The sequence below is a fragment of the Paenibacillus azoreducens genome (assembly GCF_021654775.1).
Classification (GTDB): Bacteria; Bacillota; Bacilli; order Paenibacillales; family Paenibacillaceae; genus Paenibacillus_AQ; species Paenibacillus_AQ azoreducens.
In genome coordinates this window covers 167,522-183,472 of sequence record NZ_AP025343.1, presented here as the reverse complement: position 1 = coordinate 183,472, position 15,951 = coordinate 167,522, and the positions used below count along the sequence as shown (strand labels likewise).

Here is a 15,951-nt window from a genome sequence, read left to right as displayed (position 1 = left end):
TTGGATATGTCTATTTTAGCAGACTTGCCATGTCCCAGGTCATCTTGCGGATCCGCCCGCCAAGCTTGCCTGTGATGATGAGGTCGAGCCCCCACTGGCGGGTCCAGACCAGTCCTTGCTGCGGGCCCAGCCCGATGCAGAAGAAATCCATATACGATTTGTGCAGGGGCGCCGGCTGTCCGTTCAAATCCGCGGCAATCACCTTGGCTAGCCTCGCCGCCTGAGGCGTCGCTTCCTTGCAGGTCTTGCCGTCTTCGCGTCCCGTTTCGGGATCGATGATCCGGGCGCAGTCGCCGATGCTGTACAGACCCTGGGCCCCCTGGACGCGGTAGCTTCCATCGACAGGCACGAAACCGTCAGGCGTCAGCGGCAACCCCATCTTCCGCAGCCCCGGGTTCGGGCGCGTGCCAAGGGTCCAGATGCATAAGCCGACAGGGGTCTTTTCGCCGCTCGACAAGCTGAGCAACCCATCCTGCTCCTGAAGCACCTTGCGCTGATGAACCGTGGTAACGCCGCTTGCGGCCAGCAAACTTTCCAGTTTGCGGCTTGCCTTTGCGGGTCCTTGGGGGAACAGCCGGTCCTGCGCATTGTACAAAAGGATATTCACATCCTTCGGATCGAGTCCAAAACCTTCCGCATCCAAACGAACCCCCGCGGCCAGTTCGGCAGCCGTCTCAATCCCGCTAATGCCGGCGCCGGCAATGGCAATCGTCATGAGCCTCTTCCGCTCTTCCGCCTGGGGTTCAATAGACGCCTGCCGTAAATTCCCCTCCCAAACCGCGCGGATGCGGGCGGCCGCTTCCAGTCCGGTCAAAGCGATCCCGCCTTGCTCCGGTTCGGGTTCACGCACAATACTGCCTACGGTTAGCACAAGGATATCGTAATCCAGCGCATGGGTAAGTCCTTTCGCATCCTGATACTGCAATCTCTTCCCGGCAGATGCAATGCTTGTAACGCTGGCTTCGATCAGTTCAACCCCTTCCGGAAACAGTTGTTCAAGCGGAACGGTAATTTCCCCCGTCTGAGCCGCAGCCGGCTTAAAGAGCAGCACCTTGCGCAGGTGATAAGGCTGTTTATCGATCAGCACCAGTCTCAGCTTTTCCGGCATATTCCCTTCCTTCACAGCCTTGCGGATGGCCTGGACGGCATGAATCCCCGCATATCCTCCGCCTACAACGACACATGTTAAATTTTTCATCATGCTTTCACTCCCTTTTCTCATTTGCACATGTAACGAGAACGGGCATCATTTTGTGACAGCATGATTCCAAAGTAAATGATGGGCTCCATCATATATGGCGGTGCACCCGGAGGTTATTTACTCGGAGGTTATTTTACTCAGATGATCCCCCAGAAACTTTACGATTCCGTCCTCCGCATCCTGCGAATACTCCCAGACCATCGCGCCTCCCAGATCGTGTTTCTCGATGTATTTTACCTTTTCGATCAGCGCTTCCGGATCCTCGTAGGTGATAAATGTATTTCCGTTGTAGAGATAAGCCGTTTTGGCCTGATTGTCGAAGTAGCGCTTGTAGCCGTTTTTGTTCAAATAAGATCTCTGTATCGTTTTATAGGTGAGGTCAATCCGGTCGATATCGATGGATTTCCCGAGGGAAAAGGCGCCGTCCGTACCGCTCTTCACATCCTTCCAAGCATATGAGTAGGCAGGGATGCCGAGCAGCAGCTTCTTGCTTTCGATACCGTGATCGAGATACATGCCGATAATTTGATCGACGCTCATCTTCGATTTTTTCTGGCGGTCCATATACAAGTTGGCGTTAAAACCTGTCGTATCAGACCATTTGCCGATCAAGTCATAACTCATCACATTGATGTAATCGACGTACTTCTCGACCTTTTTGACCTCAACGTTTTGAAAATACCAGTCCTGCGTGCCTGCAGCGAAGGTCAGCAGGTAGCCCTTGCTCTTATACGGCAGCCGGTACAGCTTGTCCCGCAGTTCCTTCATGAGGCTCGTAAAGTTTTGCGTATCTTCGGGACGCGACTTTTGCGTATTCCAGGCATGGAACGCAGGATATTCCCAGTCGATATCCACGCCGTCGAGACCCAGCTCCTTGACCGTTTGGATAATGCTCTCCGTAAACAGATAACGGTTGCCGTCCATTGCGGCATCGGAGAAGCCGTCCGCTCCATACCCGCCTATGGCGAGCACCATGCGGGTGCTCGGATTATTTTCCTTCATCTTCTTAATATTGTCCTTGATCTGCCGATTGGTCTCCTCATCCTTATGAAAATAAATCTTCGTTCCGTCGATTTTCGCAAAAGCAATAAACGCGATATCCACATTTTTTTCGGACAACCGGATGTTCTTGGCATCCTTCCAAGCCTCCACGTATACCGCCGTTACTTTACGGTCCGCCGCGCTTGAGAATTGATAGAAATATAAGCCCATGCCCGCCAGCAAAACGACGACGATGATTTTTGTATATAAGCTGATCTTCATCCTATTTACCCTCTTCCGCCGAACAGGATGTATGTCGCCGCTTTATTCAAATTCAGGATCTTGACGGTGACATAACTGATGATGAAGATCAACGAAATATTGACCGCAAGATGCAGTGCCGCCTCCAGAACCGTTGCCTGAAATTCCGTTCCTCCCGACACGATCAGTTCGATGAGCAGATGGATCAGATACACGCTGAAGCTGGCTTTGGAGACCGAGCCGATCAGCATTTGGAGCTTATGATTGACTTTTGCGCTCATGGCATCCTCTTTTTCCTTGAAGTAAACAAACATGCCGGCAGCCATAAAAAAGGTGGTAATAGAGTAGTTGCCGTAAAACATTTCGTCGAGCACGCCGCTGTGAACCGAAACGAAATAAGTTGCCACCGGGGCGATGAAGAAAGAGAGAATGCCCATATTAAACAATATATTTTTAGCTTTGAGCGGCAGGTCGAAATGATACAGGTAATAGCCCAAAATAAAGTAGCCGAGATAACCCATGAAAAACGGGATGTTTAAAATCGGAATGCTCAGTTGCATGCCTGTCAGGCGTTCCACGGAATCGTACACTAAACGGTAAGCGATGTTCACAATAAACCACAGGAGCAAATAATATCTCAGGTCGCTTTCACTGCATGATTTGAGAAATTTGCTGACCAAAGGAACCGTTAGGTAAATGGCGATAATCGCGTACAGAAACCATAAATGCACGTAATTGCGGTCCGTCAGCAGCCGATAGCCGAAATCCAGCAGAAATTCGAAGGCGCCCATCTTGCTTTTCAAAATAAAATATTGGTTATATAGGCCGTAGATAAATGACCAACTAATGAGCGAGATGAGCAGAGGTACCACTCTTTTTTTGAAAAAAGCCCGGTAAGACCCGATTTCCGTGCGCAGAATCATCGCCCCGCTGATCATAAAAAATACCGGAACCGCAAACCGCGATATCGAATTAAAAAAATTGCTGATCCACCATGAAGCCGAATTGAAATCATTGGAGGTGGTAAGCAGCTCCGCCGTGTAATGCAGCATTATGACGGCTATAATCGACAGGATTCTTAAGCAATCCACATACAAAATTCTTTTTCTTGGAATAACGCTGTCCATATGGGGCCTCCTCTACTCTTAATTCGATCCGGATGCGATGTTTTGACTGATCGCCGCCACGCCTTTTCTTTCGACGAACCCCCAGCCCTCATCGTTGTCAAAATATTTGAATGTCCCGGCAATATTGATATAAAGCAGCAGATTTCGATAGGTCAGCAGTTCCATTTGACTGAACAGAAACATTTTTACATAGTCCAGGGCGGTATAGCTGCTGCCGTATTTTTTGCATAACCCCAAAGAAATGATGATTTGTAGCGCATTGACCACCACGCTGATCAGCAGAAAAATGAGCGCGTGCATCACGTTTCCCCCGGCGAAAAGCGCCTGCACAAGATATATGAGCGTCGTAAAAGCCGAGAAGGTTCCGAGCATAAAGCCGTCGATCGCAAAAAACAGGTTGACCCCGGCGCGAAAATCGCGGGACAGCCGCGACCAATAGATCAGGATGCAGTCGACAAACGCCTTTTGCCAGCGGATGCGCTGTTTATAGAAGTTAGGCAGATTTTCCGGGCATTCCGTATAACATACCGCTTCGGGCGCGTACACCAGCTTTTTTTTCAAGCGATTGGCTTTTAAATACTCGTGAATTTTTAAAGTGATATCGATATCTTCGCCCACGGTGCTGCGGAAGCCGTTCACCTCCACCAAAATATCTTTATAAAAAGCGCCGAACGCGCCGGATATGACGACAATGGAATTAAAAAAGGACTGCGTTAATTTGCGGACATAAAAGCCGTGCGTATAATTGATGATTTGGCTTTTGATCAGCCCCGGGCCTTTGAATTTCTCCATAATGACGCCGCCCCTCTTCTCCGCTCCCTGCACAATTTTGACGGTTCCGCCAAGCGCGACAATATCGCTGTCATGAAAGTATTGATTGACGTATTTCAGGGCATTCGCCTCAAGCATGCTGTCTGCGTCAAGCGTAATGACGATCTCCGATACGGCATAATCGATCCCTGCATTCAAGGAATCCGCTTTGCCGCCATTTTGCTTGTCGATCACAAAAATATGGGGGTAGCGGTTCGAGCGGTATACGCCTTTAACCGGTTTATAGGCAAGCTGGTACCCGGGCCTTCGGCCATCAGGCTCCAATTGCAAAAGCTCGTCCAGTCTGGAGAAGGTTTCATCCTTGGAGCCGTCGTTAATGATCATGATCTCATGGTTGCCGTAATGCAGGCCTGCCATGGCATCAATGCAATTTTTGATCGTCAGCTCCTCGTTATAAGCAGGAACAAGCACCGCTATCGATTTTTCCGCCAGATCCGGATGGAGTTTTTTCACCTTGCTGCACAAGAGCGGAATCACCGTGTACAAAACTTGAAATATCAGAAACACAACCGCCGTTGCATAAAACAGGTATGACATGGTACGCTCCTCCTCTCTTTTTATATCTCTAGTACTAAACTATCCTAATCTTCCTTTCGGAGTAAAACCGCTTTACACCACAAGAAAACGAATACATGTGCTCTTTTCATGTTCGCTCTCCGTTTTGGATGATATTTCCTATTAAAGTTATTTTTATGTTTTTTATGTATTATTAGGGATAACTTTGTCTAATCAAGGGGGAAATATATGTTTTTGAGCGGAAATCGGCATTAGCGAGAGGAATTTTCTTCAACGAAAAAGAAAAAGCCCCTGCGTATTTGCAGGAGCCGTTTTCGTATGTTCTTTTTCTCACTCAAGTCTATGTGGAGATGAATCATAACTTGCTCCCGATGCACTCCAGTTCCTTACGCACCGCTTGGCGCAAATGATTGAGGTAGGCACCCGGGTGCCTGCGGCCAATGATCCCCAGCCTTCGCACGCCGACCCATAGTGCCCAAAGGTCAATTTCCAGTTGATCCTCTGCAGATAACGCGGCGACCTCACGGTAGCCTTCCGCCAGAGCCGGGTATCCAAGGTAGCGCTGCCCATCATGGATTTTGAAATGTCCGAGGTCATACAGCGGGCTGCTCCCCTGAATTTCGCCAAAATCGATGATGGCCGTAAATGCCCCATGCTGCTGAAAAATATGCGAATCGTCGAAGTCCCCGTGAACCAATCTGGCCTCATGCCTGCCCATCAGCGGCGCTCCGCTTTCCAAAATGCTTCGTATTCTTGATGCTTCGTTTGCAGGCAAGATGCCCTCGGACAGAAAGCTCAAATCCGGTTCCAGAAATTCCGTTATGACATCTTTTATTTTACTGTGTTCGCCGCGCAAAACCTTCCCATCATGTTTGCCTCTTTGAATCCAGCCGTAACCGTCAACCGGAACCTGATTCGCTAAAGCGATTTGCCGTCCTGCATCCATCAGAACCGCATCATATTCCTCCCGGGTCAGATTCTCGCCGGCATGCGTACCCGGGATTTCCCGGACCAGCATCACCGACATGCCAAGCGACTCGTCACAATTTGCAAAATAGACCACTTCCGGCACCCGTACTCCCTTTTGCAGCAGCAGGTTATGAACCAGAACCTCGGCAGCGAAGCTTTTTTCATGCTCCGGAAGGATCCGGAGGTAGAGCGTCTCTTTCCCTGTTTCAATACGGTATACATATGTCGACACGCCCTGCGTCTCCCTTTCGATCCCTAGAACAGTACCGCCCAAAATCTGATGCACTACCGCTTCAACCTTGTCCATGGACGGGGCTTGTTTTTTATGCAATGCGAATGGCTCCTTCCCTTTTGAACCTATCTGAATTGTATCCGAAGACCATGCACGTATCCCGTGAAAGTTTAGCTATAGCTGAAGATTACGTGTTTCGGCCCGGCCGGGTTAAGTGCTCGCAATTTTCTTTTATGCAGAAAAAAGAGGGAACTTGCAATCAATGCATGTCCCCTCTGTATGCTTTGTCTTATTCTTTGGTAAACTCAATCGTACTGCGAACGGTGTCGATCGGACGAACCAGCTTCTCAATCTGTTCGCGCTTCGGCTCCAGGAAAGGAGGAAGCGATAATTTTTCGCCCAACGTTTCATAGGGCTCATCCCCCATAAACCCTGGGCCGTCCGTAGCCAGCTCGAACAGGATTTGCGGCGCCACCCGCGCATACAGCGACTCGAAGAAATGGCGGTTGACATAACCGGAGGTAGAAAATCCGAACCGCTCCAGTCGTTTAATCCACTGTTCCAGCACGGTGCGGTCCTCTACACGGAATGCGGCATGGTGCACGGTGCCGAATCCTTGCCGAGCCGGAGGCAGTACAGCGTTGTATTCCACGATAATCTGCGCCCCGTTGCCGCCTTCGCCAACCTCGAACAGATGGTACGAGCCCTCTTGGCCAATCTCCTTGAATTCCAGCACCTTCTCCAGCATTTCTTTGAAGTAATCAAAGTCAGCGATCCGTACAAAAACAGGTCCCAAACCGGTGATCGCATATTCCAGCGGAATCGGTCCTTTTTGCCATGGCGTGCCGGATGGAACACCTTCGTTATGCTCGTCGGAAATCAGCTGATATTGTTGATCATCAAAATCCGTGAAGGAAAGCGTCTTTTTCCCGAACATCTCTTGGATGCCGAAATGCTTGACGTTCAAGCGGTCGAACCGTTGTTCCCAATAATTCAGCGCCGCATCGTTCGGCACCCGGAAGGAGGTTTTGGAAATTTCATTCGTGCCGTGAACCCCTTTCGGAATGCCGGGAAAATCGAAAAACGTCATGTCCGTGCCCGCACTGCCCTTATCGTCTGCAAAAAACAAATGGTATGTTTGAATATCATCTTGGTTTACCGTTTTTTTCACCAAACGCATGCCAAGCACATAAGTGAAAAATTGATAGTTCTTTTCCGCGCTGCTTGTTATTGCCGTTACGTGATGTACTCCCTTTAATCCGTTCATCATAATTTCCTCCTTGTGGTTTATATTTTCCCCAAAAGTTTTATCTACAATCAGTTGGCGCCAACTGTTAATGATAAAGAATCTTTATTTTAAGATAAATATAGCACGATGAACTTTTTGTGTCAAGCTATCTAAAAGTAAGCTACCAGGTCCCATATAAAATACAGCTGTATACTGGAAAATAAAGAACTATATAAGTTGAATGAACGAATGAGATAAGGAATTGGAAAAATGGCCCGATATTTAAAAGCTATCTTCGTATAAAATGTTCATATGCCCATCCTGCGGCAGTTCGACGATTTATAACGAAGTTTAAAAAACAGCGGCAGCCATGATTACTTTCCCATTCCCACCTCCATCTGGACGATTTCTACTCAACCACCACACTATCACCGGCAGTAAAACACGTTAAAATAGACCGCCCTGAGCAGGGTTCGGTCTATTTAGCAGCTGCCATAAGTTGAAGGATAGATGGAGATTGTTCCAGGCCTACCGCCGTCCGGCCTTTCGGCGGAACGACCAGGCGGACCAGACCATAGACACGGCCAGAATCAGCACGCACCAGCCAAGCGCCCACCAAATCTCGGTATGAACTGGACTGCCGGTTAACAATGCGCGGATCGTTTCGATGACAGGCGTGATCGGCTGATGGTTTGCCACACCCTGCAGCCAAATCGGCATCGTGCTCGTTGGAACAAACGCGCTGGACAGATACGGAAGGAAGAGCAGGGCAAAGCCATAGCCGCTTGCGGCGGCCGGTGTCTTGGCAACAAGGCCAATCGCGGCGAAAAGCCATGTGAAGGCCAAAATGAATAACGCGATCATGCCTACCGCTCCGGTCCATGCCGCCAAACCAGCGTTAGTCCGGAATCCGACAAGAAGCGCAATTCCGATGACGATGACGGTTGCGACCAAATTCCGGATGAGGCTTGAAACCACATGACCCGTAATGACATGAATGCTGCGAATCGGCAGTGTCTGAAATCGGTCGATGATGCCATTGGTCATGTCGGTCGATACATCCACGGCCGTACTGGATGATCCGAAACCCGCGCATAACAAAATGATTCCCGGGACGACATAATTCACATAATTCCCGCCAGGGTCAAGAGCTCCCCCGAATACATAGGTAAACAGCAGCATAAGCATAATGGGCAGCATGATTGCCATCATCAGCGCTTCGGTGTTGCGCAGGCTGTGCAGCAGGCTGCGTCCGATAAATACGCTGCTTGTCACGAGTTGGGACGGCTTTTTCATTGCCGATGTGTTGTGAATCATAAGGAAGCCCCCTTTTCCGTTTCGGTGAAAGCCAGGAACACATCGTCCAGACTCGGTCTGCGGATGCTGATCCGCATTCCTTCCTCGGCTGTATGCGCCAGCCCATCCAAAATATCCTTCACATCCGCAATACTGCCGCCTGTCGGGATTTCACGGATGACATCATCATGGGCATTGCGGAGTTCAACCACTTCGCCCCCGACCCGGGACTTCATCTCTGCCGGGGTTCCATGGGCGACAATACGTCCGCCTGAAATGACGGCAATGGAGTCTGCCAGCTGATCGGCTTCTTCCAAATACTGCGTCGTCAAAAGCACCGTAACCCCGTTTGCGGACAAATCGAGAATGATATCCCATAATGCGCGCCTGCTGCGGGTGTCAAGCCCTGTCGTCGGCTCATCCAGAAATAAAATCGGGCGTCTGACTACCAGACTGAGCGCCAGGTCCAAGCGGCGCCGCAGCCCGCCCGAAAAAGTTTTTACCCGCTTACGCGCAACCTCGGCCAGGCCAAAATGTTCAAGCAGCTCGTTGGTCCGAAGCCGCGCCGCGGAGCGCGAAAGTCCGCAAAGCCTGCCCATCATCCGCAGGTTTTCCTCGCTCGACAAAGCTTCATCCACCGCCGCGAATTGTCCTGTCAGGCTAATCGACTGCTTCACCTTTTCTTTATCCCGGACTACATCGTATCCCGCAACCTTGACAGATCCTCCGTCCGGAGCCACCAGCGTCGAAAGTATGTTGATCAAGGTTGTTTTGCCTGCTCCATTTGGACCGAGCAGCGCGACGATTTTGCCCTCAGGAACCTTTAAATCGATGCCATTCAGAACCGCTTGCCCGCCAAAACCTTTATGCAAACTGGAAATCTCAATCGCCAAAGAGCTCATTCGTACTCCTCCTCTTCATCTGGTTATATATTGTGTATGTCATAAACAGTTTATTGCATACACAGTATATTGCATATACAATTACAGTGCAACTAAAATCGTAAAATTTATATAAATCTGTTCCCCCTTTCGGATAAAATGAATGAGGAAGAGGTCAAAGAAGCTGCAACTGAACCACTGATTGATCAGTCATGAGGGGATTGTGAAGCAATGGATAATGAAAAAGTAGGCAACCTGCCTCTTGGGGTAGCGCTCAGCTGGGGGCTTGTCCAGCCGCCGAAGCGGGGACCCAAAAGAGAGATGAGTATCCAAAAGATTGTTGATGCCGCCATCGCAATTGCGGATGAGGAAGGTCTCTCCTCCGTGTCCATGAGCCGGGTCGCTTCGTCTCTCGGTTTTACGACCATGTCCCTGTACCGCTATGTTCCAAGCAAAGACGATTTACTGCTGCTGATGATGGATGCGGCCTGCGATATGGACATTCCTGAGGAAGAAGAGGGTCTGGATTGGCGGGAAAAGATGCGCAGGTATGTAAGAGACACTCTCGCCGTCATGCGGAAACATCCCTGGTATACCGATATTCCGATTTCCGGTGTGCCCATTACGCCCAAAAATCTGGAGATCGTAGATATCGGATTACGGTGCACCCGGGGTCTTCCGCTCAACGATTACGAGAAAATGTCGATCATCCTTCTTCTCAGCAGCTACGCCCGCTCTATTGGAATCGTTATGAAAGATATGGATCAGGCTCTTAAAGCCGGCAAAAGTCCGGGATCGTTTTCGGGTCTCGACTACAGCGACGCCTTGAAGAAGCTGGTGACGCCCGATCGTTTCCCGGATTTATATCCGGTCGTCATGTCCGGAGCCTATACGGATGAGGTTCAGGGAGCCAACCCGATCCCGGACGACTTCGAATTCGGGCTGGAACGGGTTCTGGATGGCATCGAATATTATCTTTCGGTTAAAAAGAACATGGAGCCCAAGTGATCGTTTCAAGCTTTTGTTCCCCAGTTCCGGGGCTGTCAAACAAAAGGAGCTGACATAAAGGCCAATGGCCTTAGTCAGCTCCTTTATCGTTTTGCGGTCTTCAAGGACATCGCCATTAAATAACTTGACCACCAAATGGGATATCATTGCCAAGCATGGGAATATTCCAAAATCAATTTTGCCCTGAATCTCCTTTAAGAGTTACTTTTCACAGTCATTTCAACTTTGTGGTGGACCACCGTCATGCAACGGCATACCGCGCGCTAGCAGCTATCGCGCGGTGAGAAAGCTGCTTTCGTACCACTGCAGCACCGCCCACGGTGTTGAGACGTCGCATGATGGCTTTTCACCGCCGCTCCTAAACTCCTTTTCCAACAAAAGTTGCAAAAGAAAGTGCATCTTTTTTCATTGTTTCATTGAAAATTAGTTGATGATGTGATCAGGAAAAATGTTGCGAAAGTACATCCATTTGACCATGAATCGTCTGTTTATGCCTAAAAGCTGGGAAAAAGGTGCCCTTTTGCAAGCTTTCTAGCCATAATTGCCTGGAACGCTATAGCAGATGCACTTTTGCAACTTTTCAGATGGAACAGCCAGTCAGCCGGCCATTTTTGTCATGTAGGATTTTGCTAAAACCAAAAAGCGAATTCAAGAATCTATTTCATAATGCCGCTGTTCAAATACCCGTAATATTATTCATTATGAAATTGATTCCTTTTGCGATCTTTTTCCAAAAAGTCGCCATTTCCCCGGTGAGAAGCTGCACTTTTGCATCTTTTCCGTGAAGGAAAAAGGAGATGATTAATAAACTGTCCCATACCCCGGAAAGCCTGAAGCAGCATAATCCACACCGCAATACGAACAATGTGCGGCACCCGATATATCCCTAACGGTTTTCCTATACGTTCTGTTTCCCCACTCGCTGACTTCCCTTTAAGGTAGATTCCTATACGGTCACGCCCAATTCGCCACCTTTTTATGCTGACCGGCTGGCATCCGATGCCGCTTCTCTTTCGGCTCTTCGCGCGAACCACGTAGCGAGCAGCGAACCCGAAATATTATGCCAGACGCTGAAGATCGCGCTTGGCACCGCTGCGATTGGATTAAAATGCGCCGATGCCAGTGCTGCCCCAAGCCCGGAATTTTGCATGCCGGTTTCAAATAGGACCGCTTTGCGTTTGCTCAGATTCATCCGGAACAGCTTGGCAAACAAGTAACCCAGCAAGTAACCCAGCACGTTGTGCAAAATGACAACCGCAAAGATCAGCAGGCCGCTTTCAATAATTTTGGATTTGCTGCCGCCTACCACAATCGCCACGATGACCACAATCGCAAGCGTTGAAACAAGCGGAAGGGCCTGGACGCTCGCTTCGGCTTGCTTTTTAAATAAGGTTTTGACGATCACGCCGAGAATAATCGGTAAAATAACGACCATCAAAATATCCTTGATTAACGCCCCTCCGTCAACCGGCATCCAGCGTCCCGCCAGCATACTGATCAAGGCTGGAGTAGCCAGCGGCGCAATCAACGTAGAGACGGAAGCAATCGAAACGCCTAACGCGACATCACCTTTGGACAGCAGGGTCATGACGTTGGATGCGGTACCGCTCGGGCAGCATCCAACAAGAATGACGCCAACGGCGATATCTGGAGGCAAATTCAGCACACGTGCCAACACATAAGCAAGTAGCGGCATGATGATATAATGGCCCACTACGCCAATCAGCACCTCTGCGGGTCGACGAAAAACTTCACGAAAATCAGCCGAGGATAGTGTAAGTCCCATTCCGAACATAACAATCCCCAGGAAAAGGGAAATGTACCCCTTTAAATGGATGAAGACCTCGGGCAAAAAGAAGCCCAGACAAGCGAATAAAATAACCCACAGTGAAAACGTTCCGCCTACAAACCGGCTTACCTTAGCAACTGCGTTCATTACAAAAAACCTCACTTCCATTGTCGTAACCAAATGTAATTATTAGGAATTATTCTACCGCTTGTCTATTGATTTCGACAATGGAAAAATATTACTCTTCAGGCTCTCCCGCAGCTTCCCACTTGGCAATTTCCGCTCGGACAATCGGCGCTACTTCGGTTCCGAGCAGTTCAATGGTTCTCATGACATCCTGATGCGGCATGCTGCCAACCGGGACATGCAGCATAAAACGGTTAATGCCCACCTTTTTGCGAAGATGGATGATTTTCCGGGCCACCGTCTCCGGGTCCCCAACATACAGCGCGCCTTCGAAGCTTCGCGCCATATCGAAAGTAGAACGGTCATAATGGCCCCAGCCCCGCTCCCGTCCGATCACATTCATGGCTGCCTGCGTAGAAGGGAAAAACTTGTCTGCCGCAAGCTCCGTCTCCTCCGCGATAAAACCATGCGAATGAGATGCCACGGGCAGCTTGGAAATGTCGTGGCCGGCATGGGCAGCCGCCTTTTTATACAGCTGGACAAGAGGCGCAAACTGCGTCGGTCTTCCCCCGATAATCGCCAGAACCAACGGCAGCCCGAGCAGGCCTGCACGAACAACGGACTCCTGATTGCCGCCGCTGCCGATCCACACCGGAAGAGGCTCCTGAACCGGACGCGGATATACGCCAAGATTTTTGATTGCGGGACGATGCCCGCCTTTCCAGGTCACCTTTTCGGATTCTCTGATTTTGAGCAAAAGCTCCAGCTTCTCGTCAAACAGCTCGTCATAATCGTTCAAATCATAGCCAAACAGCGGGAAGGATTCAATAAAAGATCCACGTCCCGCCATAATCTCCGCACGGCCGCCCGAGATCCCATCCAATGTGGCGAAATCCTGAAATACGCGTACCGGGTCCGCAGATGAAAGAACCGTGACCGCACTGGTAAGCCGGATCCGTTTCGTCTGCGGCGCCGCCGCGGCAAGCACAAGCGCCGGTGATGAAGCCGCGTAATCCTTCCGATGATGCTCGCCAACCCCAAACACGTCAAGACCGACTTGATCGGCCAAAATGATTTCCTCTACGATTTCCCGCAGCCGCTGCGCGTGACTTACGACCTCACCGGTATGAACATCCGGCGTTGTTTCTGCAAACGTACTGATTCCGATTTCCATGAGACAGTCCTCCATTCGTTTATCCAACAGCAATATTTGAAATCATTACACTTCAATCCATAAATTTTAATAATTGATATCTTTATATTGAACTATTATTTGTAGATTTTCAACCCCAAGAAAAAACCTAAATCGAAGCCATCCATACCCTTTTAAAAGTTGTATTTGAAGCCTTCCTAAGGAGTGTTCCATGATTTTCCACAAAACCAATGGAGCATGCTTTCGTCCAATTATATAGAGCCGCATGGAGTCAATCCAAATCAATCAACAAGGTGATGAATATATGACAAAAAGTAAAGCCGCACTCCTTATGGTATTAATGGGCTCATTGCTCTATTCTGTTCCTACTCATGCAGAAACCGCAGGGCAGACTCAAGGCGCCCAAGGCACCGCCAATCCAGTATCCATTTTCCTGGATGACCGCCAGCTTCTGCCCGAAATACAGCCGCTTAACGTAAACGGCACGCTGCTCGTTCCGATGCGCGGCATTTTCGAAAACCAGGGCGCCAAGCTCACCTGGAATCATGCGAGCAAAATCGTTACTGCCACCAAAGGGAACACAACCTTAATCTACCGCATTGGCGAACATACCGCTTCTATCAATGGACAAGCCATGCCTGTCGATGTTCCCGGACAAATTGCAGACGGTTATACCATGGTCCCTTTGCGTTTCATTAGCGAGTCCTTGGGAAGCACAGTCAAGTGGGAAGAAAATACCAAAACCGTCCGCATTGCATCGGCAGTAAATTACGAAACGTCCATCCGGCAGGACGTTAACTTACGGAGCACGCCCGATTCCGCTGCAGGCGCTTCGCTGGCGATGCTTCAGGCCGGCACGAAAATCCATGTCATCCGGGAAGTAAATGCTTTATGGCTTGAAGTACAAACCGAAAACCGCCAAACCGGATACGTATCGGCCAAACCGAAATATACCGACTATACCAGCCCCTCTCTCACTGAGAAACAAGGGGATGCGCTGATTGCCTATGGTCAAAAGTATCTGGGAACACCGTACCTTTTTGGCGCTTCTTCGGATCAGACGAGTACCTTCGACTGCTCTTCTTTTGTGAAACGCGTGTTCCAGGATACGCTCTCGGTCGATCTTCCCCGCGTTTCGTATGATCAGGCCAAGGTCGGCAAGGAAGTCTCCATCAATGATTTGCGCAAAGGTGATTTGCTGTTTTTCACCGCGCGCAAACTGGATATCGGACATGTCGCCATTTATGCGGGGAACAACCAAATTTTGCATACATACTCCAAGGAGCAGGGCGTTCACTTCGAGCCTTTTGAAGGCCAGTGGAGAAAACGGTTTGTTACCGCACGCAGGGTGTTTTAATACAAATATATGTTTTGAAACCCAATCGTATTTAAACGTAAAAGAGACCGTCCGAAGACGGTCTTTTTTATTATTTCACTTGCAATTTTCAAAAACTATTTAGCCAGGTAGACAAGGGACATAATGCACAGCATACGCTGTCGTCTTCATCTATGCATCAACTGCAGCGCAGCTTCACCGCAACTTGCGGATTTCCCCCTTGTTCAATCAAACTGCCAGCAGCTCAAACTCAAATTACCATACTGATAACTGCGGTGAAGCAGCTTAGCCTGCTTGTGCGCATCCCCCGCGCCCATCGCGATCAGCAGCGGAATAAAATGCTCATTTGTCGGTACCGCCATCGCGGCATGCGGAGCCAGCTCCCGATAGTTAAACAGTGAAGCCGTATCCCAAGCCTCCAGCTTTTGCTGCAGCCAGTTGTCGAAGGCTCCGGCCCACTCATCAACTCCGTTTGCCCGCCAGTTTACGCTGCGCAGGTTATGAACGGTACCGCCGCTGCCAATAATAAGCACATCCTTCTCTTTCAGCTCAGACAATGCTTTTCCGATTGCATACTGCTGCTCATTGCTGAGGAACCGGTTTACCGAAAGCGCAACGACCGGAATGTCGGCATCCGGATAAAGCAGCTTCAGCACCGCCCAGGCACCGTGGTCGAGCCCTCTTTTTTCATCAAGTTTGCTTGAAATGCCGTGTTTGGCAAATAACGACCGGATCTCTTCACTCAAAGGCCGATTCCCCGGAGCCGGGTAAGTCATTTGATACAACTCATCCTGAAACCCGCCAAAATCGTATATGGTGCTATATTCATCCACTGCGCTCACCGTCTGCACGGATTCCTCCCAATGGGCGGAAAACAATACAATCGCTTTAGGCTTAGGGATGCTGTTTGCAAAGTTATTCAATAGATCCGTGTAAGCATGTTTTTCAAGCACCAGCGACGGCGCGCCATGCGCAAAGAAATAAGATGGCATCATATGAACTCACTCCTTTATCAA

At 49.5% G+C, this 15,951-nt stretch carries 13 protein-coding genes; 2 read left to right on the top strand and 11 right to left on the bottom strand.

Annotation, left to right across the window (positions count from 1 at the left end; all coding sequences use genetic code 11):
- Positions 1 to 10: 10 nt before the first annotated feature.
- The 8 genes from L6442_RS00890 to L6442_RS00855 all read right to left on the bottom strand — a co-directional run bounded on the left by L6442_RS00890 (position 11) and on the right by L6442_RS00855 (position 9,544).
- Positions 11 to 1,198, bottom strand: a complete 1,188-nt coding sequence (locus L6442_RS00890; RefSeq protein ID WP_212981220.1) for an NAD(P)/FAD-dependent oxidoreductase — start codon at positions 1,196 to 1,198, stop codon at positions 11 to 13.
- A 120-nt stretch (positions 1,199 to 1,318) separates the two neighbouring features.
- Positions 1,319 to 2,464, bottom strand: coding sequence for a glycoside hydrolase family 18 protein (locus tag L6442_RS00885; RefSeq protein WP_212981207.1), 1,146 nt, complete (start codon positions 2,462 to 2,464; stop codon positions 1,319 to 1,321).
- Between the two features lie 5 nt (positions 2,465 to 2,469).
- The gene (locus L6442_RS00880; protein WP_212981208.1) at positions 2,470 to 3,570 is read right to left on the bottom strand and encodes an acyltransferase; all 1,101 of its coding nucleotides are present in this window, start codon (positions 3,568 to 3,570) and stop codon (positions 2,470 to 2,472) included.
- An 18-nt stretch (positions 3,571 to 3,588) separates the two neighbouring features.
- Positions 3,589 to 4,938 carry a glycosyltransferase family 2 protein gene (locus tag L6442_RS00875; protein ID WP_212981209.1) on the bottom strand — a complete coding sequence of 450 codons (1,350 nt, stop codon included), beginning with the start codon at positions 4,936 to 4,938 and terminating at the stop codon, positions 3,589 to 3,591.
- A 334-nt stretch (positions 4,939 to 5,272) separates the two neighbouring features.
- Positions 5,273 to 6,217 (bottom strand): phosphotransferase family protein, encoded by a 945-nt coding sequence (locus tag L6442_RS00870; RefSeq protein WP_212981210.1) that lies wholly within the window; start codon positions 6,215 to 6,217, stop codon positions 5,273 to 5,275.
- Positions 6,218 to 6,407: 190 nt separating this feature from the next.
- A complete protein-coding gene (locus tag L6442_RS00865; protein ID WP_212981221.1) occupies positions 6,408 to 7,385 on the bottom strand; it encodes a ring-cleaving dioxygenase in 978 nt (325 codons plus the stop codon).
- 489 nt (positions 7,386 to 7,874) lie between these two features.
- Complete coding sequence (locus L6442_RS00860; protein WP_212981211.1) at positions 7,875 to 8,663, bottom strand: ABC transporter permease; 789 nt, start codon at positions 8,661 to 8,663, stop codon at positions 7,875 to 7,877.
- The gene (locus L6442_RS00855) at positions 8,660 to 9,544 is read right to left on the bottom strand and encodes an ATP-binding cassette domain-containing protein (RefSeq protein WP_212981212.1); all 885 of its coding nucleotides are present in this window, start codon (positions 9,542 to 9,544) and stop codon (positions 8,660 to 8,662) included. Before L6442_RS00855 ends, L6442_RS00860 begins: the two co-directional genes overlap by 4 nt.
- A 210-nt stretch (positions 9,545 to 9,754) precedes the next feature.
- Between L6442_RS00855 and L6442_RS00850 the strand changes: the two genes are divergently transcribed.
- On the top strand, positions 9,755 to 10,531 hold the full coding sequence (locus L6442_RS00850) for a TetR/AcrR family transcriptional regulator (protein WP_212981213.1): 777 nt from the start codon (positions 9,755 to 9,757) through the stop codon (positions 10,529 to 10,531).
- Positions 10,532 to 11,507: 976 nt separating this feature from the next.
- Here the strand turns inward: L6442_RS00850 and L6442_RS00845 are convergent.
- Positions 11,508 to 12,467 carry a bile acid:sodium symporter family protein gene (locus L6442_RS00845; RefSeq protein WP_212981214.1) on the bottom strand — a complete coding sequence of 320 codons (960 nt, stop codon included), beginning with the start codon at positions 12,465 to 12,467 and terminating at the stop codon, positions 11,508 to 11,510.
- A gap of 91 nt (positions 12,468 to 12,558) precedes the next feature.
- Entirely contained in the window at positions 12,559 to 13,620 is a 1,062-nt protein-coding gene (locus L6442_RS00840) for an LLM class flavin-dependent oxidoreductase (RefSeq protein WP_212981215.1), read from the bottom strand.
- Between the two features lie 283 nt (positions 13,621 to 13,903).
- Between L6442_RS00840 and L6442_RS00835 the strand changes: the two genes are divergently transcribed.
- Positions 13,904 to 14,956, top strand: a complete 1,053-nt coding sequence (locus tag L6442_RS00835) for a C40 family peptidase (RefSeq protein WP_212981216.1) — start codon at positions 13,904 to 13,906, stop codon at positions 14,954 to 14,956.
- A 203-nt stretch (positions 14,957 to 15,159) separates the two neighbouring features.
- Here L6442_RS00835 and L6442_RS00830 read toward each other — a convergent pair whose 3' ends face one another.
- Entirely contained in the window at positions 15,160 to 15,930 is a 771-nt protein-coding gene (locus tag L6442_RS00830; RefSeq protein ID WP_212981217.1) for a DODA-type extradiol aromatic ring-opening family dioxygenase, read from the bottom strand.
- Positions 15,931 to 15,951: the final 21 nt, after the last annotated feature.

Excerpts from the sequence above, each read along its gene's own strand:
- L6442_RS00850 (WP_212981213.1), top strand. The coding sequence starts at position 9,755 with ATGGATAATGAAAAAGTAGGCAACCTGCCTCTTGGGGTAGCGCTCAGC.
- L6442_RS00845 (WP_212981214.1), bottom strand. The coding sequence starts at position 12,467 with ATGAACGCAGTTGCTAAGGTAAGCCGGTTTGTAGGCGGAACGTTTTCA.
- L6442_RS00840 (WP_212981215.1), bottom strand. The coding sequence starts at position 13,620 with ATGGAAATCGGAATCAGTACGTTTGCAGAAACAACGCCGGATGTTCAT.
- L6442_RS00890 (WP_212981220.1), bottom strand. The coding sequence starts at position 1,198 with ATGAAAAATTTAACATGTGTCGTTGTAGGCGGAGGATATGCGGGGATT.
- L6442_RS00860 (WP_212981211.1), bottom strand. The coding sequence starts at position 8,663 with ATGATTCACAACACATCGGCAATGAAAAAGCCGTCCCAACTCGTGACA.
- L6442_RS00835 (WP_212981216.1), top strand. The coding sequence starts at position 13,904 with ATGACAAAAAGTAAAGCCGCACTCCTTATGGTATTAATGGGCTCATTG.
- L6442_RS00865 (WP_212981221.1), bottom strand. The coding sequence starts at position 7,385 with ATGAACGGATTAAAGGGAGTACATCACGTAACGGCAATAACAAGCAGC.
- L6442_RS00855 (WP_212981212.1), bottom strand. The coding sequence starts at position 9,544 with ATGAGCTCTTTGGCGATTGAGATTTCCAGTTTGCATAAAGGTTTTGGC.
- L6442_RS00885 (WP_212981207.1), bottom strand. The coding sequence starts at position 2,464 with ATGAAGATCAGCTTATATACAAAAATCATCGTCGTCGTTTTGCTGGCG.
- L6442_RS00880 (WP_212981208.1), bottom strand. The coding sequence starts at position 3,570 with ATGGACAGCGTTATTCCAAGAAAAAGAATTTTGTATGTGGATTGCTTA.
- L6442_RS00875 (WP_212981209.1), bottom strand. The coding sequence starts at position 4,938 with ATGTCATACCTGTTTTATGCAACGGCGGTTGTGTTTCTGATATTTCAA.
- L6442_RS00830 (WP_212981217.1), bottom strand. The coding sequence starts at position 15,930 with ATGATGCCATCTTATTTCTTTGCGCATGGCGCGCCGTCGCTGGTGCTT.